Here is a 19,290-nt window from a genome sequence, read left to right as displayed (position 1 = left end):
ATCCCGTCCTCCGCAGCTGCCAGGCCGTCCTTGACGGCCGCGAGCACGGTGTCACGCTAGACCAGCACGGGCGATCACACGTTCTTATGGTTGCTACACTGCTACGCTCTCATTTCGCCTGAGCGGCCGTCTGGAGCGCCTTCCAGTCGAATTTTTCGGCGAGCGCCAATCCTTCCTCCTCGGTGAGGCCGTCAAAGGAGAGATTGAACAGTGCGTCCTTGCCCAGCGCCACGATGAGCGTGCCGGACTTCTGTGGGTTGTTGTAGTTCTTGAGCACCTGCATGCCATGCATGGTCGCAGTCATGACGTGGCCGTCCGGCGTCTGAATGTTCATTCCGCTCTGGATCGGCGCCAAGGCTCCGGTGGCGGTCTGCCCGACCATGACCGCAGCCTGCAAATGCGCCGAGCCGCGCGTGTATTCGCGCGTCGCCGTGGTCATGCTCGTATCGGACATCTGCATCGACATGCCGTCCGGCTTCTTGCCTTCCCATCCGGCAAGGTCGACCAAAAGCGGCAGCAGCCGCTGAAATGGCTGGTCGGCGCGTGACGGCGAAAGCGGCCACAGGATCGCCAGTGCAACGAAGAAACAAAAGACCTTGAATCGCGACTGAAACATTCTCTTCTCCCGGTTGGGCTACCGGGCGAGCATAGCAACCCTTCGTTGCGTCAGAAAGACCTCACGCAGGCAGCACGCCCTCGACAAATATCAGCCGCCGCTCCAGCGCGGTCCTCCGCAACTTCAGCGCCTCGGCATATTCGGCCGAGGCATACCATTCGCGCAGGCGCGCCATCGAGGGAAATTCGACGATGATGATGGTCTGCGGTGGCGGTCCGCCCTCCACGACCTCGGCGGGGCCGCCGCGCGCGAGGTAGCGGCCGCCATATTGCGCGATCGTCTTTGCGGCGAGCGTGCGATAGGCCTCCATCGCGCTCGTATCGCGGACGTCGACCTCTGAGATGACATAAGCCGGCATGCGCAGCCTCAAGCGATGGTATTGACGATGCCACCCTCCGCGCGCAGCGCCGCGCCGTTGGTGGCGGACGCCTCCTTCGAAGCGACGAAGACAACCATGTTGGCGATCTCATCGACGCTTGCAAAGCGCTGCAACAGCGAAGTCGGGCGATGCTGCTTGACGAAATTGGCCGCGGCTTCATCGACCGATTGGCCGTTCTGCTTGGCGAGATCCTTCACGAAGGTCTCGACGCCCTCCGACATCGTTGGGCCCGGCAGCACGGAATTGACGGTGACGCCGGTGCCGCGCGTCAATTGCGCGAGCCCGCGCGCGACCGAGAGCTGCGCGGTCTTGGTCATGCCGTAGTGAATCATCTCGACGGGGATGTTGAGCGCCGATTCCGAGGAGATGAAGACGATGCGGCCCCAATTGCGTTTGAGCATGCCCTTCAGATACGCGCGCGACAGCCGTACGCCGCTCATCACGTTGACCTCGAAGAAACGGCTCCAGTCCGCGTCCGGGATCTCGAAGAAGTCCTTCGGTTCGAAGATGCCGGCATTGTTGACGAGGATGTCGACCTCGGGCAGCACCGCCACGAGTGCATTGCAGCCCGCTGCGGTGGAGACATCGGCCGCGATGCCGCGCACCTTGCCGCCGGCCCCTCCCAGCTTGCGAACGACCGCATCGACCTTGTCCTGGCTGCGCCCGTTGACAACAACGCTCGCGCCGGTCGCAGCCAAGCCCTTGGCGATGGCGTGGCCTATGCCCGCGGTCGAGCCGGTCACCAGCGCGGTTTTTCCTGAAAGATCGATCTTCATGCGCCATCTCCACTTATGCTGAGGCAGATATCGGAGGCGGCGCAAGCGATCGCAATCGCCCCTCACCGACGCGTGAGTGCGCATGTCCCCGATCGTCGTCCTGGCGAAAGCCAAGACCCATTACCACCGGCCTCCATTGTTCAAACGTGCTGTGGCCCCGGCTTGCAGCAACAACAAACTTTTGGGGTAATGGATCCTGGCTTTCGCCAGGACGACAGCGAGATTGCGGGTCCAGCGACGGAGACGGCCAACAAAAAAGCGGCGCTGGATAGCGCCGCTTTTTGAAACTTGATGTCTTGAGACGCGCTTATGCCGCCTCGGCTTCCTTCGCCTGCGACGGACCGGAGTCCTGGCCCTTGGCGTCGACGTCGCGATCGACGAACTCGATCACGGCCATTGCGGCGTTGTCGCCGTAGCGGAAGCCGGCCTTGATGATGCGGGTGTAGCCGCCCTGGCGGTCCTTGTAGCGGGTCGCGAGCGTGTCGAAGAGCTTCTTGACCATGTCGACGTCGCGCAGCTCCGAGATCGCCTGGCGGCGCAGGGCGAGACCGCCCTTCTTGCCGAGGGTGACGAGCTTCTCGACGATCGGACGGAGCTCCTTGGCCTTGGGCAGCGTGGTGACGATCTGCTCGTGCTTGATCAGCGAAGCCGCCATGTTGGCGAACATCGCCTTGCGGTGCTCGGCCGTGCGGTTGAGCTTCCGATGAACCTTGCCGTGACGCATGTGTCTATTCCTTGACTTTGAACTGCCGCGACGGTTCGTCGGACATGTTTCTCAGGTGGGCTGCCTGCGTTCGCCCATTAAAAATCGTGGCCGGAACACTCCGGCCACGACGGTGAAAAACGGATCAGTAGTGATCCTCGAAGCGCTTGGCGAGCTCGTCGATGTTCTCCGGCGGCCAGCCCGGCACTTCCATTCCGAGGTGCAGACCCATCTGGGCCAGCACTTCCTTGATCTCGTTCAGCGACTTGCGGCCGAAGTTCGGGGTGCGGAGCATTTCCGCCTCGCTCTTCTGCACGAGGTCGCCGATGTAGACGATGTTGTCGTTCTTCAGGCAGTTGGCCGAACGCACCGACAGCTCGAGCTCGTCCACCTTCTTGAGGAAGGCCGGGTTGAAGGCGAGGTCCGGGATGATCTCCTGGGCGACTTCCTTGCGCGGCTCTTCGAAGTTGACGAACACGTTGAGCTGATCCTGGAGGATGCGCGCAGCGTAGGCCACCGAGTCATCCGGCGTGATCGCGCCGTTGGTCTCGATCGTCATGGTCAGCTTGTCGTAGTCGAGGATCTGGCCCTCGCGGGTGTTCTCGACCTTGTAGGAGACCTTGCGGACCGGCGAGTAGAGGCTGTCGACCGGGATCAGGCCGATCGGCGCGTCCTCGGGACGGTTGCGCTCGGCGGGCACGTAACCCTTGCCGGTCGAGACCGTGAACTCCATGCGGATCTCGGCGCCTTCGTCGAGCGTGCAGATCTGGAGGTCCGGGTTGAGCACGGTGACGTCGCCGACGGTCTGGATGTCGCCGGCGGTGACCACGCCCGGGCCCTGCTTCTTCACGACCATGCGCTTGGGGCCTTCGCCCTGCATCTTGATCGAGATGTCCTTGATGTTCAGCACGATGTCGGTGACGTCTTCACGGACGCCCGCGATCGAGGAGAACTCGTGCAGCACGCCGTCGATGTGCACCGACTGCACGGCGGCGCCCTGAAGCGAAGACAACAGGATACGGCGGAGCGCGTTGCCGAGCGTCTGGCCGAAGCCACGCTCGAGCGGCTCGGCGACGATGGTCGCAAAGCGGGCCGGATCGCTACCGGGGGTTACCTGGAGCTTGTTCGGCCGAATCAGTTCTTGCCAATTTTTCTGGATCGTCACTGTTTCACCCATACAGGCCAGTCAGTCTGCCATTGCGGACACTGGCGTTGGAGAAAGGCCGCAAGTCGCGCTTGCGGCTTCGCAAAGCAAAGTCATCGCGGACGACGACGGCGCCCGCGACCTCGTATCAAACGCGCCGACGCTTGCGCGGGCGGCAACCATTGTGCGGGATCGTGGTCACGTCGCGGATCGAGGTGACGGTGAAGCCCGCAGCCTGCAACGCGCGGAGCGCCGACTCGCGGCCCGAACCCGGACCGGCGACCTCGACTTCCAGCGTGCGCATGCCATGCTCCTGCGCCTTCTTGGAAACGTCCTCCGCAGCGACCTGCGCTGCATACGGGGTCGACTTGCGCGACCCCTTGAAACCCATGGTGCCCGCCGACGACCAGGCGATCGTGTTGCCCTGCGCGTCCGTGATGGTGATCGTCGTGTTGTTGAACGACGAGTTCACGTGCGCGACGCCGGAGGCGATGTTCTTGCGCTCACGACGGCGAACGCGGGTGGCTTCCTTGCCCATTGAGTACCTTTCCTGGAGATCTCAAACGCCGCCGTAATGCCAGCGGCTACACCTGTGGAACGAAAGGCGCGTGGCGAACCGAGGATCCCTCTCCGCCACACGCCATACTTGAATTGCAGAACTTACTTCTTCTTGCCGGCGATCGCCTTGGCCGGACCCTTGCGCGTGCGCGCATTGGTGTGGGTGCGCTGACCACGCACCGGCAGACCGCGACGATGACGCAGGCCGCGATAGCAGCCGAGGTCCATCAGACGCTTGATGTTGATGCCGACCTCACGACGCAGGTCGCCCTCGACGAGATAGTCGCGGTCGATCACTTCGCGGATCTGGAGCACTTCCTGGTCGCTGAGCTGATTGACGCGACGATCCTCGGGGATCTTCACCTTCTCCATGATGTCACCGGCGATCTTGGGGCCGATGCCATGGATGTACTGGAGCGCGATCAGCACGCGCTTGTTGGTGGGAATGTTTACGCCGGCAATACGGGCCACGGCCTTCTCTCCTGTTGCCGATCCCTCGTCAGGAATCGGGCTTTAAGTGCTTGCTTTCTCGGGCAGGTGTTCACAAACGCGAACACGACGCCCACCCCCGGTCTTCCTGGGGCCCGGCATCGTCTGAAACTATCCGACTTGGATGCGGGGCTTATTAAGGGATTCCAGGGGGTTTCGTCAACCGCTGCTAGCGCTTAGCTCGCTTTTTCGTGACCTTTTTTGGAGCCCTCTTCGGACCCTTTTTGGCGGGCTTTTTAGCGGTCTTCCTGGCCGGCGTTTTGACGGCCTTCTTGACGCCCTTCCTGGCCTTCTTGGCGGCCTTGCCAGCCTTTTTGGCCGCTTTCGCGGGCTTCTTGGCCGTTTTGGCTGCCTTTTTGGCTGGAGCCGCCTTGGCCGCGGTCTTGGCCGAAGTCTTGCCCGCGGCCTTGGCCTGGGCGGTCCTGGCGTGGGTTTTGGGCTCGACCGCGCCTAGCGCCAGGAGCAGGCGGTGGATGGCGCGCGTGACCTCGTCGATGGTCATCATACCGTCGACCGTCGAAAGCTTGCGGCGCTCCGAATAGTAGTGAATCAGCGGTTCCGTCAGGCTGCGGTAGCTGGCCAGCCTCCTTGTCAGGACTTCCGGGGTATCGTCGACCCGGACCTCCTCGCCACGTTCGCGCATCTGGGCGACGCGGGTCTCGACACGATCGAGCAGCGCGCTCTCGTTGACCCGGAGCTCGATCACGCCGTCGAGCTTGAGGTGCCTGTGCTTCAGCAGCTCGTCCAGCGCCTCGGCCTGTGGCACCGTGCGCGGGAAGCCGTCGAGGATGAAACCCTTCTTGGCATCGGGCTGCTCGACCCGGTCGGCGATGATTCCGACCACGACGTCGTCGGGCACGAGGCCCCCGCCCGCCATGATCTCTTTCGCCTTCAGCCCGACGGGCGTTCCCGCCGCAACCGCAGCGCGAAGCATCTCACCTGTGGAGAGCTGTACGATTCCATAGCGCTCGATCAGCCGTTGCGCCTGGGTCCCCTTGCCTGACCCCGGCGGTCCCAGAAGGATAATTCTCATTGGCGTTCGCCCCCCGGATCGGTGAGCGATAGGTCGCGCACCTGTGTTTGAAGATCGAGAACAGTGCAAATCACAATCAGCGCCGCACCACCACTCATATTATACGGCAGCGCATTGCCAGAGGCCACGAAGGCCTCAGGAATCGACTGCAGCACCGTCAGGTAGACGGCTCCGACCACCGTCGTCAACGACACCACACGATCGAGGTAATCCGCTGTGGGCTCGCCCGGGGCAACGCCGGGGATGACGGCGCCATGCTTGGCAAGCGAATCGGCCGCATGCTCGGGATCGACGACGAAGGCGGTGTAGAGGAAGGCGAGTACGAACACCGCGACGGAGATGAGGATCAGGTGGGCCGGACGCCCAACCCCAAGATGCAGATAAGCGGCCTCGATCCAAGGCGTGCGGGCGCCATAGATGAAGGCCGCAAAGCTCAGCGGGAGAAAGAAGACCCAAGGTGCCACGGTGGTCGGAATCAGAAACCCGGCGCTGTTGATCTTGATCGGCAGAACTGCCGCGCGGGCGGGCAGCATGCGCTCGCCGACCTTGCGTTCGGAAAACTCGATTCGCACATGACGTCGCGCGCTTTCGACGAAGACGATCAGCGCGACGGCGGCCACCCAGAAAATGACGTGCCCCAGCACGAGATTGCCGGACACCGCGCCGCGCTGCACCAGGTCGACGATGCCGGCCACGTCGCTCGGGAGATCGACGAGAATGCCGACGCTAAGGATCAACGCAAGACCATTGCCGACGCCATGCCGCGTGATTTGCTCGCTGAGCCAAATTAGAAAGAACACGCCGCCGACTATCGAGGCGGCAGCCGAAACCGAGAACCAGCCATCGGCATCAACGGCGATCTCCGGAATCCTCTGAATGGCGGAGGCAATGCCGTAAGCTTGGAATGCGGCGAACGCCAAGGTCAGGAGCAACGTATAGCGGGCGATCCTGCCCCGGCCGTGCTCGCCTGAACGTTCGAGCGCGCTGAGTCCTCGCCACACGACCGACAGCAGTCGAATGACGATCGCTGCGCTCAAATACGGAATGAGGCCGAGAGAGAAGACCGACAGGCGAGCCACCGCGCCTTGGGGCAGCGGGCCGTTCGACGTCCACATGCCCGTGACCGGGATGTGGGTGCCGAGAAGGAAAAGGAGCAGCGCGCCAATCGTGAAAGCGATCCGGCGCGCGAGCTCCTTGGTCATCTACGGCGGCCCCTCAGCTTCGACTTCCTGATCAGCCCTTCATACTGATGGGCGAGCAGATAACCCTGAACCTGCGCCACCGTGTCCATGGTGACACTGACCACGATCAACAGCGAGGTGCCACCAAAGTAGAAGGGCACCGAGGCGTAGGAAATCAGGATTTCCGGGATCAAGCAGACAATCGCGAGGTAAATCGCGCCGATCACGGTGATGCGCGACAGCACGTAGTCGATGTATTCGGCGGTGCGCTCGCCGGGACGGATGCCCGGGATGAAGCCGCCGTGCTTCTTCAGGTTGTCCGCGGTCTCGGTCGGGTTGAACACGATCGCGGTGTAGAAGAACGCGAAGAACACGATCAGCGCCAGATACATGATCAGGAACAGCGGCCGGCCGTGACCGAGCTGGGTCGTGAGCCACTGGAACCACTCCGGCCCCTTGCCCGCGTTGAAGTTCGCAACCGTGGTCGGCAGCAGAAGCAGCGAGGACGCGAAGATCGGCGGGATGACGCCCGAGGTGTTGAGCTTGAGCGGCAGATGCGAGGACTGGCCCTCGAACATCTTGTTGCCGACCTGACGCTTCGGATACTGGATCAGGAGGCGGCGCTGCGCGCGCTCCATGAACACGATGAAGGCGATCACGGCGACCGCCATGATGATGACGATCAGGATCAGGCCGGTCGACATCGCGCCCTGGCGGCCGAGCTCGAGCATGTTGGCGAGCGCCGAGGGCAGCTCGGCAACGATGCCGGAGAGAATGATCAGCGAGATACCGTTGCCGATGCCGCGCGAGGTCACCTGCTCGCCCAGCCACATCAGGAACATGGTGCCGCCGGTGAGCGTGATGGCGGTGGAGAGACGGAAGAACAGGCCCGGATCGCTGACGACGTTGCCGGCGCCTTCGAGGCCGACCGCGATGCCGTAGGACTGGAACGCGGCCAGGATCACGGTGAGATAGCGGGTGTACTGGTTCAGCGTCTTGCGGCCCGCCTCGCCTTCCTTCTTCAGCGCCTCAAGCTGCGGCGAGACGGTGGTGAGAAGCTGGATGATGATCGAGGCCGAGATGTACGGCATGATGTTCAGCGCGAAGATCGCCATGCGGTGGATGCCGCCGCCGGCGAACATGTTGAACATGCCGAGGATGCCGCCCGCCTGCGAGCGGAACACCTGCTCCCAGATGTTGGGATCGATACCGGGCAGCGGGATGTAGGTGCCGAGCCGATAAACGAGCAGCGCACCCAGGGTGAACCAGATGCGCTTCTTCAGTTCGTCGGCCTTGGCAAGCGCGCCGAAATTGAGATTGGCTGCCAGTTGTTCCGCTGCTGAGACCATGTTGGGCTTTCTCCCGCCGCCTACTGCGCCGTCATGCCCGCGGCCGGGCTACTTGGGCGGACGCCGGACATTATCTGGTGCACGGCTTCGATAAGTCCATCGTCCCACATGCGTAAAGGCCCGCGAGCCGCGGGCCAATGACGCAGATGTTACGCCGCCTCGCCTTCTTCCTTGGCAGGGGCGAGGATCTTCACCGAACCGCCGGCCTTCTCGACCGCCGCGATCGCGGTCTTGGTGGCGCCGTGCACTTCGATGTTGAGCTTGGACTTGAGCTCGCCGCGGCCGAGCAGCCGCAGGCCGGCCTTGGCGCGGCGCAGCACGCCGCCCTTCACCAGGGCCTCGACATTCACCACGCTGCCGGCGTCGATCTTCTTGGCATCGACCGCTTCCTGGAGCCGGTCGAGATTGATCTCGGCGAACTCGACGCGGAAGATGTTGTTGAAGCCGCGCTTGGGCAGACGGCGATGCATCGGCATCTGGCCGCCTTCAAAACCCTTGATGCGCACGCCCGAACGCGCGGTCTGGCCCTTGCCGCCGCGGCCGGACTGCTTGCCTTTGCCCGAACCGATGCCGCGGCCGACGCGCATGCGCTTCTTGCGCGAGCCGGGGTTGTCGGCGATATCGCTGAGCTTCATCGCCCTTCTCCTTGTTTCTTGCGCATGAACTTACCCGAAAACCGGTACCCGCTTTTCGGGATCATGCGCCCTTCTCTTACTTCCCGTCGACGATGCGGACGAGATGGTGAACCTTCTCGATCATGCCGCGAACCGCCGGAGTGTCCGGCAGTTCGGCGACGCGGCCGATCTTGTTGAGCTTGAGCCCGATCAGGGTCGAGCGCTGCGAGTGATGGCGGCGGATCGCGCTGCCGATCTGCTCGATCTTGATCGTCTTGGCGGCCTTGGCCATTTTTTAAACTCCGAAAAGCTTCCGTTAGTCGGCAGCCGCCTCGGCATCGCCGCCAATGCGACGGGCCTGCAGGGTGGACACCTTGATGTTGCGGCGTGCCGCGACCGAACGCGGCGAATCCTGGTGCTTCAGCGCGTCGAAGGTCGCTCGCACCATGTTGTACGGGTTCGACGAGCCGATCGACTTCGCCACCACGTCCTGGACGCCGAGCGTCTCGAACACGGCGCGCATCGGACCGCCGGCGATGATGCCGGTACCGGCCGGAGCGGCACGCAGGTAGACACGGCCCGCGCCATGACGGCCGGCGATGTCGTGGTGCAACGTGCGGCCTTCGCGCAGCGACACGCGGGTCAGGTTGCGCTTGGCGGATTCGGTTGCCTTCCGGATCGCCTCGGGCACTTCGCGCGCCTTGCCGTGACCGAAGCCGGCGCGCCCCTTCTGATCGCCGATCACGACCAGCGCTGCGAAACCGAAGCGCTTGCCGCCCTTGACGACCTTGGCCACGCGGTTGATGTGGACGAGCTTGTCGACGAACTCGCTGTCGCGCTCCTCGCGCTGCTGGCGGTCACGTCCGCCGCGTTGATCGCGTCCACCACGTTGTTCGCGTTCAGCTGCCATGGTTTTTCCAATCCTTCAGAGGCTTACGCCTCAATCCTCAAATTCTGTTAGAAGCTCAGCCCGCTCTCACGCGCCGCGTCGGCCAGTGCCTTGACGCGCCCGTGGTAGAGATAGCTGCCGCGATCGAACACGACTTCCTTGACGCCCTTCTCCGCGGCGCGCTCGGCCAACAGCTTGCCGACCGCCTTCGCCGCATCGATGTCGGCGCCGGTCTTGCCGCCGTCGCGCATCGACTTCTCGAGCGAGGAGGCAGAGGCCAGTGTCTCGCCCTTCAGGTCGTCGATGACCTGGGCGTAGATGTGCTTGGACGAGCGGAACACCGACAGGCGCGGACGGCCGCCACCGGAGCGGCGCAGCTTCAGCCGCACACTCCGCTTGCGCCGGGCATTCGTAACCTTGGCTTTCGACATGACCGGCTCCGTTACTTCTTCTTGCCTTCCTTGCGGAAGATGAATTCGCCAACATACTTCACGCCCTTGCCCTTGTAGGGCTCCGGCGGGCGATAGGCGCGGATTTCCGCCGCCACCTGGCCGACGCGCTGAATGTCGCTGCCGGTCACCGTGATCTCGGTCGGCTTCGGCACGGTGATCGTGATCCCTTCCGGGATCGCATAGACCACATCGTGGCTGTAGCCGAGCGCGAGCTGCAGGTTCTTGCCCTGCATCGCGGCGCGGTAACCGACACCGGTGATTTCGAGCTTCTTCTCGAAGCCCTTGGTGACGCCTTCGACCAGATTCGCGACCTGGGCGCGAGCCGTGCCATACAGCGCCCGCGCGCGATTGGTCTCGACCCGCGGCTTGACCTTGACCTGGCCGCTCTCGAGCTTCACCTCCACGTCGTCATGGACGACGAACTGAAGCTGGCCCTTCGGCCCCTTCATCTTGACGGTCTGCCCGTCGACGGTCGCGGTAACGCCCGACGGCACCGCCACAGGCCTTTTGCCAACACGTGACATGGATCAAAAATCCTTCTCAGAACACCGTGAAGAGGACTTCACCGCCCACGTTCGCGTCGCGCGCGCTGTGGTCGGCCATGATCCCCTTCGGCGTCGACAACACCGAAATGCCGAGTCCGTTATTGACCCGCGGCAGGTTCCTCACCGAGGCGTAAACGCGACGCCCGGGCTTGGAGACCCGCTCGATCTCGCGGATGACGGGCTCGCCGTCGAAATACTTCAGCTCGATCTCGATCTCGCTGCGGCCCGAGGAATGCTCGAGCGTGGCGTAGCCGCGGATGTAGCCCTCGGTCTTCAGCACCTCGAGCACGTTCTCGCGCATCTTGGAGCCCGGCGTGGAAACCTTGCTCTTGGAGCGCATCTGCGCGTTGCGGATGCGGGTGATCAGATCGCTGATTGGATCGTGCGTAGACATCTAAACGACCCTCCTTACCAGCTCGACTTCACGAGGCCCGGGACCATGCCCTTGGAGCCAAGTTCGCGCAGCGCGATACGGGACAGCTTGTTCTTGCGGTAGTTCGAGCGCGGACGGCCCGACAGCTCGCAACGCAGACGGATGCGGGTCGCCGACGAGTTCCGCGGCATTTCCGCCAGCTTCAACGTCGCAGCGAAGCGCTCCTCCATCGGGAGCTTCTTGTCGGCGATAATCGCCTTCAACCGCTCGCGCTTGGCGGCGGCGTTCTTCACCATCCGCTTGCGCCGGTTGTTCTTCTCGATTGAACTCTTCTTTGCCATGCTTGGCTCCTGGGTATCCGCGTTTGAGAGGCTTTAGGTCAGCGTCTCACTGCCGGAACGGGAAATTGAAAGCGGTCAACAAGGCCCTCGCCTCTTCGTCGGTCTTGGCCGTGGTGCAGACGGTGATGTCCATACCGCGGGCTTCCGTGACCTTGTCGAAGTCGATCTCGGGGAAAATGATGTGCTCCTTGATGCCGAGCGAGTAGTTGCCGCGGCCGTCGAAGCTCTTCGGGTTCAGGCCGCGGAAGTCGCGGACGCGCGGCAGCGCGACCGTCACCAGGCGATCGATGAACTCGTACATGCGGGCCTTGCGCAACGTGACCTTGCAGCCGATCGGCTGGTTCTCACGCAGCTTGAAGGTCGCGATCGCGATACGCGAATAGGTCACGATCGCCTTCTGGCCGGCGATCTGGGTCAATTCCGCAGCGGCGGTCTCGGCCTTCTTGCGGTCGTTGACGGAATCGCCAACGCCCATGTTCAGCACGACCTTGTCCAGCCGCGGAACCTGCATGACGTTCTCGTAACCGAACTTCTCGGTCATCGCCGTGCGGATCTTCGCGTCGTATTCCGCGCGCAGGCGCGGCGTGTAAGCGGTCTCAGCCATCGATCTCAGCTCCCGAGCTCTTGGCGATGCGAACTTTCTTGCCGTCCGCCAGAATCTTGAATCCGACGCGCGTCGGCTTTCCGTCCTTGCCGAGATACGCGATGTTGGACAGTTGGATCGGCGCCTCTTTCGAGATGATGCCGCCCTCCTGGGCCTGCGTCTGCTTCTGGTGACGCTTGACCATGTTGATGCCACGCACCAGAGCGGTGCCGGCGTCGGGGCGCACCTCGAACACCTCGCCGGTGCGACCCTTGTCGCGGCCTGTCAGCACGATGACCTTGTCGCCCTTGCGGATCTTCGCAGCCATCACAGCACCTCCGGCGCGAGCGAAATGATCTTCATGTGGTTCTTGGCGCGCAGCTCGCGCGGCACGGGCCCGAAGATACGGGTGCCGACCGGCTCGGCCTGGTTGTTGATCAGGACGGCGGCGTTGCGGTCGAAGCGGATGACCGACCCGTCGGGGCGGCGGATGTCCTTGCGGACCCGCACCACGACGGCCTTCATCACGTCGCCCTTCTTCACCTTGCCACGCGGAATCGCTTCCTTGATCGACACGACGATGATGTCGCCGATGGTGGCGTAGCGGCGCTTGGAGCCTCCGAGCACCTTGATACACATGACACGGCGTGCGCCAGAATTGTCGGCCACGTCGAGGTTGGTCTGCATCTGAATCATTGATGCACCTCGTCCTCTTTCTCTCTTGCGCCAGCCTGGCCAGCGCTCAACATTTCCCTGAAGTCAGTCGGCTAAGTGCCGGCAGCTCAGGCGCTTTTCTTGTGCTCGCCCCGGATCACGACCCAGCGCTTCAACTTCGAAATCGGCTTCGATTCCTCGATCCACACCACGTCGCCCGGTTTGAACTGGTTGCTCTCGTCGTGCGCGTGATAGTTCTTCGAACGACGGATCGTCTTCTTGTAGATCGGGTGCGTGAAGCGGCGATCGACGCGCACCACGATGGTCTTGGCTTGCTTGTCGCTGACGACCACGCCCTGCAAAGTACGTTTCGGCATCTTCGTAAGCCTCTTACTTCTTCTTCGCGCGCTGCTGCGCGGCGACGGTCTTGATCCGGGCGATGTCACGACGGGCCTCGCGCAGGCGCGAGGTGTTCTCGAGCTGCCCGGTGGCACGCTGGAAGCGCAGGTTGAAGCGCTCCTTCTTCAGGTTCAGGACGGCGTCATCCTGCTGGTCGGGGCTCATCGCGCGGATGTCTTCGATTTTCATCTGGGCCATGGCCATTACTCCGCAATGCGCTCGACGAAGCGCGTCTTGATCGGCAGCTTGGCGGCCGCCAGGGTCAGCGCCTCGCGCGCCGTCTGGGTATTGACGCCGTCGATCTCGAACAGCACCCGGCCCGGCTTGACGCGCGCGACCCACAATTCCGGCGAACCCTTGCCGGAGCCCATGCGGACTTCGGCCGGCTTCTTCGACACCGGAACGTCGGGGAATACGCGGATCCAGACGCGGCCGGCGCGCTTCATGTGACGGGTCAGCGCGCGGCGGGCGGCCTCGATCTGGCGCGCGGTGACGCGCTCAGGCTCGGTCGCTTTCAGGCCGAACTGGCCGAACGCCAACGTCGCGCCCGAAGACGCAACGCCGTGGATGCGGCCCTTATGCGCCTTCCGGAACTTCGTTTTCTTAGGTTGCATCATGGCTTTAAGCCCTCAAATTCCTGTGCTGGCTCAGGCCGCAGCGTCGCGACGCTGCCGGCCGCCACCGCTGCCACCACCCTCGCCTTCGGCCATTCTCTTGTCCTGGGCCATCGGATCGTGCTCGAGGATCTCGCCCTTGAAGATCCAGACCTTGACGCCGCAGGTGCCGAAGGTCGTGAACGCGGTCGCGACGCCGTAGTCGATGTCGGCGCGCAGCGTGTGCAGCGGCACGCGACCTTCGCGGTACCACTCCATACGCGCGATTTCCGCACCGCCCAGACGACCCGAGCAGTTGATGCGGATGCCTTCCGCGCCGAGACGCATCGCCGACTGCACGGCGCGCTTCATGGCGCGGCGGAACGCAACGCGGCGCTCGAGCTGCTGCGCGATCGATTCGGCGACCAGGGTCGCATCGAGCTCGGGCTTGCGGATCTCGACGATGTTGATCACGACGTCCGACGACGTGATGTCGGCCACCTTCTTGCGCAGCTTGTCGATGTCGGCGCCCTTCTTGCCGATCACCACGCCCGGACGGGCCGAGTGGATGGTGACGCGGCACTTCTTGTGCGGACGCTCGATCACGATGCGGGCGACGGCCGCCTGCTTGAGCTCCTTGTGCAGGATCTCGCGGATCTTGACGTCCTCGTGCAGCAGCTTGCCGTATTCCTGCTTGCCGGCGAACCAGCGGGAATCCCACGTCCGGTTGATGCCGAGACGCAGTCCGATCGGATTGATCTTTTGACCCATCGTTTTCTCCTGCGACCCTTAAGCCGCTGCTGCTTCGGCTTCGACCTGACGAACAATGATCGTCAGCTGCGAAAATGGTTTGTAGACACGGCCCGAGCGACCACGGCCGCGCGCGGCAAAGCGCTTCATCACGAGCCCGTTGCCGACGAAGGCCTGCGCCACGACGAGATCGTCGACGTCGAGGTCGTGATTGTTCTCGGCGTTGGCGATAGCCGATTCCAGGCATTTCTTCACGTCAACCGCGATCCGCTTGCGCGAAAATTGCAGGTCGGCGAGCGCAGCGGAAGCCTTCCGGCCGCGAATGAGCTGGGCCACCAGGTTGAGCTTCTGCGGGCTCACCCGCAACATCCGGGCGACCGCCTTGGCCTCGTTGTCGGCGAGGCTCCGTTCGCGCTTAGGTTTGCTCATGACTTAATCCTCAAGCCTTCTTGGCTTTCTTGTCTCCGGAGTGGCCGTGGAAGGTCCGGGTCGGCGAGAACTCGCCGAACTTGTGACCGACCATTTCCTCGTTGACCGCCACCGGCACGTGCTTCTGGCCGTTGTAGACGCCGAAGGTCAGGCCGACGAATTGCGGCAGGATGGTCGAGCGACGGCTCCAGATCTTGATGACGTCGCGACGGCCGGACGCGCGCGCGGCATCTGCCTTCTTGAGCAGAGAACCCTCGACGAACGGGCCTTTCCAGACTGAACGAACCATGTCCGGCGTTCCTTACTTCTTCCGCTTGTGGCGGCTTAGGAGAATGAATTTGTTGGTCGACTTGTTGGTGCGGGTCTTCTTGCCCTTGGTCGGCTTGCCCCACGGAGTGACCGGGTGGCGACCGCCCGAGGTACGACCTTCACCACCGCCGTGCGGATGGTCGATCGGGTTCATGGCAACGCCGCGGTTGTGCGGGCGACGGCCCATCCAACGCTTGCGGCCGGCCTTGCCGATCGAGGTGTTCATGTGATCGGGGTTCGACACCGCACCGATCGTGCCGCGGCAACGACCGTGCACCAGGCGCTGCTCGCCCGAGTTCAGGCGGATGATCACGTAGTCCTGGTCGCGACCGACGAGCTGGGCGTAGGTGCCGGCCGAACGCGCGAGCTGGCCGCCCTTGCCGATCTTGGTCTCGATGTTGTGGATGATCGTGCCGACCGGCATGTTGCCGAGCGGCATGACGTTGCCCGGCTTCACGTCGACGTAGTTGCCGGCGATGATAGTGTCACCCACGGCCAAGCGCTGCGGCGCCAGGATGTAGGCCTGCTCGCCGTCCTCATACTTGATCAGCGCGATGAAGCCGGTGCGATTCGGATCATACTCCAGCCGCTCCACGGTCGCGGGAACGTCGATCTTCTCGCGCTTGAAATCGACGGTGCGCAGCGTCTTCTTGTGACCACCGCCACGGAAGCGCACCGTAATGCGACCGGTGTTGTTGCGGCCACCCGAGGAGTGCTTGCCTTCGGTGAGCGCCTTGACCGGCTTGCCCTTGTAGAGGGCCGAACGATCAACCATGACCAGCTGGCGCTGGCCCGGCGTCGTGGGATTGAATTTCTTCAGTGCCATCGTCGTACGACCTTACAGACCGGTGGTGACGTCGATCCGGTGGCCCTCTTCGAGGGTCACGATCGCGCGCTTGGTGTTCGACTGCGAGCCGAGATTGCCGCGGAAGGCCTTGGTCTTGCCCTTGCGGACCAGCGTGTTGACGCTCTTGACCTTGACGTCGAACAGCTTCTCGATCGCTTCCTTGATCTGCGGCTTGGTCGCCTTGGCGGCCACCTTGAACAGAACCTTGTTGTGCTCCGAGGCAATCGTCGCCTTTTCGGTCACGACCGGCGACAGGATCACGTCGTAGTGGCGAGCCTCGATGTTCTTCGTCATTTGAAGCGCGCCTCCAGCGCATCGATGGCGGCCTTAGTCAGAACGAGCTTCTGACGGCGCAGGATGTCGTAGACGTTGATGCCCTGGATCGGCAGCACGTCCATATTCGGGATGTTGCGGGCCGCCGCGGCGAAGCCCTCGTTGAGCTCGGCGCCGTCGATGATCAGCGCGTTGGTCAGGCCGAGTCCTGAGAAGTGGCCGAGCAGCGCCTTGGTCTTGGCGGCCTCCAGCGCGGCCTTCTCGATCACGACGAGATCACCGTCCTTGGCCTTGGCCGACAGCGCATGCTTCAGCGCGAGCGCGCGGACCTTCTTCGGCAGGTCGGAGGCGTGCGAACGCACCACCGGACCGAAGGCACGGCCGCCGCCGCGGAACTGCGGCACGCGGGCCGAGCCGTGACGAGCACCGCCGGTGCCCTTCTGCTTGTACATCTTCTTGCCGGTGCGCCAGATCTCGGCGCGGCCCTTGGCCTTGTGGGTGCCGGCCTGACGCTTGTCGAGCTGCCACTTCACGCAACGCGCGATGATGTCCTCGCGCGGATCGAGGCCGAAAATGGCGTCGGAGAGCTGGACCGAGCCGGCTTCCTTGCCCTCAAGGGTCGTGACTTTCAATTCCATCTCACGCACCCTCCTGCTGGGCCGCAGCCTCGGCTTCGCCGCCGGCAACCTTGAACTTGCCGGGCTTCGGAGCTTCCTTCGGCAGCGGCTTCTTGACGGCGTCGCGCACGCGAATCCAGCCGCCCTTGGAGCCAGGAACGGCGCCTTCGACGAGGATCAGGCCGCGCTCGACATCGGTCTGGACGACGCGAAGGTTGAGCGTGGTGATGCGGTCGACACCCATGTGGCCGGGCATCTTCTTGTTCTTCCAGGTCTTGCCGGGATCCTGACGGCCGCCGGTCGAACCGATCGAGCGGTGCGAGACCGACACGCCGTGGGTGGCGCGCAGACCGCCGAAGTTCCAGCGCTTCATACCGCCGGCAAAGCCCTTACCGACCGAAGTGCCAGTGACGTCGACGAACTGGCCGACGACGAAGTGATCGGCAAGGATCTCGGCGCCGACGGGGATCATCGCGTCCTCGGAGACGCGGAATTCCTCGACCTGCCGCTTCGGCTCGACCTTGGCGACCGCGAACTGGCCGCGCTCTGCCTTGGGCATGTACACGGTCTTGCGGCTGCCAGCGCCAAGCTGGAGCGCGACATAACCGTTCTTCTCTTCGGTGCGGTGGCCTACGACCTGGCAATTGCCGAGCTTCAGCACGGTCACGGGGATATGTTCGCCGGTCTCCGTGAAGACCCGCGTCATCCCGACCTTTTGTGCGATCACTCCGGAGCGCATCGGCTTGCTTCCTGTTCTTTCTGTCCGCTTTCGCGAACGGGATCCAAAAATCTTAGAGCTTGATCTCGACGTCGACACCGGCGGCCAGGTCGAGCTTCATCAAAGCATCGACCGTCTGCGGGGTCGGATCGACGATGTCGAGCAGACGCTTGTGGGTGCGCATCTCGAACTGTTCGCGGCTCTTCTTGTCGACGTGCGGCGAACGGTTGACGGTGAACTTCTCGATGCGGGTCGGCAGCGGAATGGGTCCGCGAACCTGCGCGCCGGTGCGCTTCGCCGTATTCACGATCTCACGGGTCGACGTATCGAGGATACGATGGTCGAACGCCTTGAGACGGATGCGAATATTTTGGCCGTTCATTGCCGTGGTCTTTCTTCAAACAGAGTGGCGAATAGCGAATAGCGAATGCTGCCATCCGCTACTCGCCAATCTCTCGTCTCGTAATTACTCGATGATCGAGGCGACGACGCCGGCGCCGACGGTACGACCGCCTTCGCGGATCGCGAAGCGGAGCTTCTCTTCCATCGCGATCGGCACGATCAGGTGAACTTCCATCGCGATGTTGTCGCCCGGCATCACCATCTCGGTGCCTTCCGGCAGGTGCACGACACCGGTCACGTCGGTGGTGCGGAAGTAGAACTGCGGACGGTAGTTGGTGAAGAACGGGGTGTGGCGACCGCCCTCGTCCTTGGTGAGGATGTAGGCCTCAGCCTTGAACTTGGTGTGCGGCTTGACCGAACCGGGCTTGCAGAGCACCTGGCCGCGCTCGACGTCCTCGCGCTTGGTGCCGCGGAGCAGCGCACCGATGTTGTCGCCGGCCTGGCCCTGGTCGAGCAGCTTGCGGAACATTTCGACGCCGGTGACGGTGGTCTTCTGGGTCGCGCGCAGACCGACGATCTCGATTTCCTCGCCGACCTTGATCACGCCGCGCTCGACACGGCCGGTCACCACGGTGCCGCGACCCGAGATCGAGAACACGTCTTCGACCGGCATCAGGAACGGCTGGTCGATCGGACGTTCCGGCTGCGGGATGTACTCGTCGACGTTGCGCATCAGCTCGAGGATGGCGTCGTGGCCCAGCTTCTTGTCGGAGTCTTCGAGAGCGGCCAGCGCCGAGCCCTTGATGATCGGGATCTTGTCGCCGGGGAATTCGTACTTCGAGAGCAGCTCGCGGACCTCGAGCTCGACGAGCTCGAGCAGCTCCGGATCGTCGACCATGTCGCACTTGTTGAGGAACACGACGAGCGCGGGCACGCCGACCTGGCGGGCGAGCAGGATGTGCTCGCGGGTCTGCGGCATCGGGCCGTCAGCGGCCGACACGACCAGGATCGCGCCATCCATCTGGGCAGCGCCGGTGATCATGTTCTTCACGTAGTCGGCGTGGCCGGGGCAGTCGACGTGCGCGTAGTGGCGGTTCTTGGTCTCGTACTCGACGTGCGCGGTCGAGATGGTGATGCCGCGCGCCTTCTCTTCCGGCGCCTTGTCGATCTGGTCGTACGCCGTGAACGTCGCACCACCGGTTTCAGCGAGGATCTTGGTGATCGCCGCGGTCAGCGACGTCTTGCCATGGTCGACGTGACCGATGGTGCCGATGTTGCAGTGGGGCTTGTTACGTTCAAACTTTGCTTTGGCCATTTGACTCTCCGTTCAATCG

Annotated in this window: 32 protein-coding genes; all 32 read right to left on the bottom strand. The window is 63.4% G+C overall.

Annotated elements, in window-relative coordinates; all coding sequences use genetic code 11:
- Window positions 1-109: 109 nt before the first annotated feature.
- Window positions 110-616 carry a hypothetical protein gene (locus QQL28_RS06540; protein ID WP_284262468.1) on the bottom strand — a complete coding sequence of 169 codons (507 nt, stop codon included), beginning with the start codon at window positions 614-616 and terminating at the stop codon, window positions 110-112.
- A gap of 61 nt (window positions 617-677) precedes the next feature.
- Window positions 678-974, bottom strand: coding sequence for a DUF1330 domain-containing protein (locus QQL28_RS06535; RefSeq protein ID WP_284262465.1), 297 nt, complete (start codon window positions 972-974; stop codon window positions 678-680).
- Window positions 975-982: 8 nt separating this feature from the next.
- Window positions 983-1,771 carry an SDR family NAD(P)-dependent oxidoreductase gene (locus tag QQL28_RS06530; protein WP_284262464.1) on the bottom strand — a complete coding sequence of 263 codons (789 nt, stop codon included), beginning with the start codon at window positions 1,769-1,771 and terminating at the stop codon, window positions 983-985.
- 307 nt (window positions 1,772-2,078) lie between these two features.
- Window positions 2,079-2,495, bottom strand: coding sequence for a 50S ribosomal protein L17 (gene rplQ / locus QQL28_RS06525; protein WP_284262462.1), 417 nt, complete (start codon window positions 2,493-2,495; stop codon window positions 2,079-2,081).
- 124 nt (window positions 2,496-2,619) lie between these two features.
- A complete protein-coding gene (locus QQL28_RS06520) occupies window positions 2,620-3,651 on the bottom strand; it encodes a DNA-directed RNA polymerase subunit alpha (protein WP_035661033.1) in 1,032 nt (343 codons plus the stop codon).
- Between the two features lie 115 nt (window positions 3,652-3,766).
- Window positions 3,767-4,156 carry a 30S ribosomal protein S11 gene (rpsK, locus tag QQL28_RS06515; protein WP_007603045.1) on the bottom strand — a complete coding sequence of 130 codons (390 nt, stop codon included), beginning with the start codon at window positions 4,154-4,156 and terminating at the stop codon, window positions 3,767-3,769.
- A gap of 122 nt (window positions 4,157-4,278) precedes the next feature.
- Entirely contained in the window at window positions 4,279-4,647 is a 369-nt protein-coding gene (rpsM, locus tag QQL28_RS06510) for a 30S ribosomal protein S13 (protein ID WP_283036034.1), read from the bottom strand.
- A gap of 187 nt (window positions 4,648-4,834) precedes the next feature.
- Window positions 4,835-5,698 carry an adenylate kinase gene (locus QQL28_RS06505; RefSeq protein ID WP_284262442.1) on the bottom strand — a complete coding sequence of 288 codons (864 nt, stop codon included), beginning with the start codon at window positions 5,696-5,698 and terminating at the stop codon, window positions 4,835-4,837.
- Window positions 5,695-6,900 carry a preprotein translocase subunit SecY gene (locus tag QQL28_RS06500; RefSeq protein WP_284262440.1) on the bottom strand — a complete coding sequence of 402 codons (1,206 nt, stop codon included), beginning with the start codon at window positions 6,898-6,900 and terminating at the stop codon, window positions 5,695-5,697. Before QQL28_RS06500 ends, QQL28_RS06505 begins: the two co-directional genes overlap by 4 nt.
- Complete coding sequence (gene secY, locus QQL28_RS06495) at window positions 6,897-8,228, bottom strand: preprotein translocase subunit SecY (protein WP_027520945.1); 1,332 nt, start codon at window positions 8,226-8,228, stop codon at window positions 6,897-6,899. The genes QQL28_RS06500 and secY overlap by 4 nt, the downstream gene beginning before the upstream one ends.
- Window positions 8,229-8,377: 149 nt before the next feature.
- A complete protein-coding gene (gene rplO, locus QQL28_RS06490) occupies window positions 8,378-8,863 on the bottom strand; it encodes a 50S ribosomal protein L15 (protein ID WP_284262433.1) in 486 nt (161 codons plus the stop codon).
- A gap of 76 nt (window positions 8,864-8,939) precedes the next feature.
- Window positions 8,940-9,134 carry a 50S ribosomal protein L30 gene (gene rpmD / locus QQL28_RS06485; protein WP_027520947.1) on the bottom strand — a complete coding sequence of 65 codons (195 nt, stop codon included), beginning with the start codon at window positions 9,132-9,134 and terminating at the stop codon, window positions 8,940-8,942.
- A 24-nt stretch (window positions 9,135-9,158) separates the two neighbouring features.
- Window positions 9,159-9,752, bottom strand: a complete 594-nt coding sequence (gene rpsE, locus QQL28_RS06480; RefSeq protein ID WP_148737840.1) for a 30S ribosomal protein S5 — start codon at window positions 9,750-9,752, stop codon at window positions 9,159-9,161.
- Between the two features lie 47 nt (window positions 9,753-9,799).
- Complete coding sequence (gene rplR, locus QQL28_RS06475) at window positions 9,800-10,162, bottom strand: 50S ribosomal protein L18 (protein WP_007603036.1); 363 nt, start codon at window positions 10,160-10,162, stop codon at window positions 9,800-9,802.
- A gap of 11 nt (window positions 10,163-10,173) precedes the next feature.
- Window positions 10,174-10,707 (bottom strand): 50S ribosomal protein L6, encoded by a 534-nt coding sequence (gene rplF, locus QQL28_RS06470; protein WP_284262414.1) that lies wholly within the window; start codon window positions 10,705-10,707, stop codon window positions 10,174-10,176.
- A gap of 16 nt (window positions 10,708-10,723) precedes the next feature.
- Window positions 10,724-11,122: a 30S ribosomal protein S8 gene (gene rpsH, locus QQL28_RS06465; RefSeq protein ID WP_284262412.1), complete on the bottom strand. Its 399-nt coding sequence runs from the start codon at window positions 11,120-11,122 to the stop codon at window positions 10,724-10,726.
- A gap of 14 nt (window positions 11,123-11,136) precedes the next feature.
- The gene (rpsN, locus tag QQL28_RS06460; RefSeq protein ID WP_027520952.1) at window positions 11,137-11,442 is read right to left on the bottom strand and encodes a 30S ribosomal protein S14; all 306 of its coding nucleotides are present in this window, start codon (window positions 11,440-11,442) and stop codon (window positions 11,137-11,139) included.
- A 46-nt stretch (window positions 11,443-11,488) separates the two neighbouring features.
- Window positions 11,489-12,046, bottom strand: coding sequence for a 50S ribosomal protein L5 (gene rplE, locus QQL28_RS06455; RefSeq protein WP_128958540.1), 558 nt, complete (start codon window positions 12,044-12,046; stop codon window positions 11,489-11,491).
- Window positions 12,039-12,353 (bottom strand): 50S ribosomal protein L24, encoded by a 315-nt coding sequence (rplX, locus tag QQL28_RS06450; RefSeq protein ID WP_284262407.1) that lies wholly within the window; start codon window positions 12,351-12,353, stop codon window positions 12,039-12,041. Before rplX ends, rplE begins: the two co-directional genes overlap by 8 nt.
- The gene (rplN, locus tag QQL28_RS06445) at window positions 12,353-12,721 is read right to left on the bottom strand and encodes a 50S ribosomal protein L14 (protein WP_027520955.1); all 369 of its coding nucleotides are present in this window, start codon (window positions 12,719-12,721) and stop codon (window positions 12,353-12,355) included. The genes rplX and rplN overlap by 1 nt, the downstream gene beginning before the upstream one ends.
- Before the next feature lie 86 nt (window positions 12,722-12,807).
- On the bottom strand, window positions 12,808-13,056 hold the full coding sequence (gene rpsQ / locus QQL28_RS06440) for a 30S ribosomal protein S17 (RefSeq protein ID WP_008549247.1): 249 nt from the start codon (window positions 13,054-13,056) through the stop codon (window positions 12,808-12,810).
- Between the two features lie 13 nt (window positions 13,057-13,069).
- Window positions 13,070-13,276 carry a 50S ribosomal protein L29 gene (gene rpmC, locus QQL28_RS06435; protein ID WP_027520957.1) on the bottom strand — a complete coding sequence of 69 codons (207 nt, stop codon included), beginning with the start codon at window positions 13,274-13,276 and terminating at the stop codon, window positions 13,070-13,072.
- Between the two features lie 5 nt (window positions 13,277-13,281).
- Entirely contained in the window at window positions 13,282-13,695 is a 414-nt protein-coding gene (gene rplP / locus QQL28_RS06430) for a 50S ribosomal protein L16 (protein ID WP_008136349.1), read from the bottom strand.
- A gap of 30 nt (window positions 13,696-13,725) precedes the next feature.
- A complete protein-coding gene (gene rpsC / locus QQL28_RS06425) occupies window positions 13,726-14,442 on the bottom strand; it encodes a 30S ribosomal protein S3 (protein WP_027520959.1) in 717 nt (238 codons plus the stop codon).
- A gap of 18 nt (window positions 14,443-14,460) precedes the next feature.
- Entirely contained in the window at window positions 14,461-14,850 is a 390-nt protein-coding gene (gene rplV / locus QQL28_RS06420; protein WP_035729589.1) for a 50S ribosomal protein L22, read from the bottom strand.
- Window positions 14,851-14,860: 10 nt separating this feature from the next.
- Window positions 14,861-15,139 carry a 30S ribosomal protein S19 gene (rpsS, locus tag QQL28_RS06415; protein WP_284262387.1) on the bottom strand — a complete coding sequence of 93 codons (279 nt, stop codon included), beginning with the start codon at window positions 15,137-15,139 and terminating at the stop codon, window positions 14,861-14,863.
- A 12-nt stretch (window positions 15,140-15,151) separates the two neighbouring features.
- Complete coding sequence (rplB, locus tag QQL28_RS06410; protein ID WP_284262385.1) at window positions 15,152-15,985, bottom strand: 50S ribosomal protein L2; 834 nt, start codon at window positions 15,983-15,985, stop codon at window positions 15,152-15,154.
- 12 nt (window positions 15,986-15,997) lie between these two features.
- Window positions 15,998-16,300, bottom strand: coding sequence for a 50S ribosomal protein L23 (locus tag QQL28_RS06405; RefSeq protein WP_254095938.1), 303 nt, complete (start codon window positions 16,298-16,300; stop codon window positions 15,998-16,000).
- Window positions 16,297-16,917: a 50S ribosomal protein L4 gene (rplD, locus tag QQL28_RS06400; RefSeq protein WP_284262381.1), complete on the bottom strand. Its 621-nt coding sequence runs from the start codon at window positions 16,915-16,917 to the stop codon at window positions 16,297-16,299. Before rplD ends, QQL28_RS06405 begins: the two co-directional genes overlap by 4 nt.
- 1 nt (window position 16,918) lies before the next feature.
- Entirely contained in the window at window positions 16,919-17,635 is a 717-nt protein-coding gene (rplC, locus tag QQL28_RS06395; RefSeq protein ID WP_284262379.1) for a 50S ribosomal protein L3, read from the bottom strand.
- Window positions 17,636-17,687: 52 nt separating this feature from the next.
- A complete protein-coding gene (gene rpsJ / locus QQL28_RS06390; protein WP_002712302.1) occupies window positions 17,688-17,996 on the bottom strand; it encodes a 30S ribosomal protein S10 in 309 nt (102 codons plus the stop codon).
- Window positions 17,997-18,080: 84 nt separating this feature from the next.
- The gene (gene tuf, locus QQL28_RS06385; protein ID WP_284262376.1) at window positions 18,081-19,271 is read right to left on the bottom strand and encodes an elongation factor Tu; all 1,191 of its coding nucleotides are present in this window, start codon (window positions 19,269-19,271) and stop codon (window positions 18,081-18,083) included.
- Window positions 19,272-19,290: the final 19 nt, after the last annotated feature.

It is taken from the genome of Bradyrhizobium iriomotense (assembly GCF_030160715.1).
Classification (GTDB): domain Bacteria; phylum Pseudomonadota; class Alphaproteobacteria; order Rhizobiales; family Xanthobacteraceae; genus Bradyrhizobium; species Bradyrhizobium iriomotense.
The sequence above is the reverse complement of the archived record's forward strand: the minus strand, read 5'-3'. Positions and strand labels throughout refer to the sequence as shown.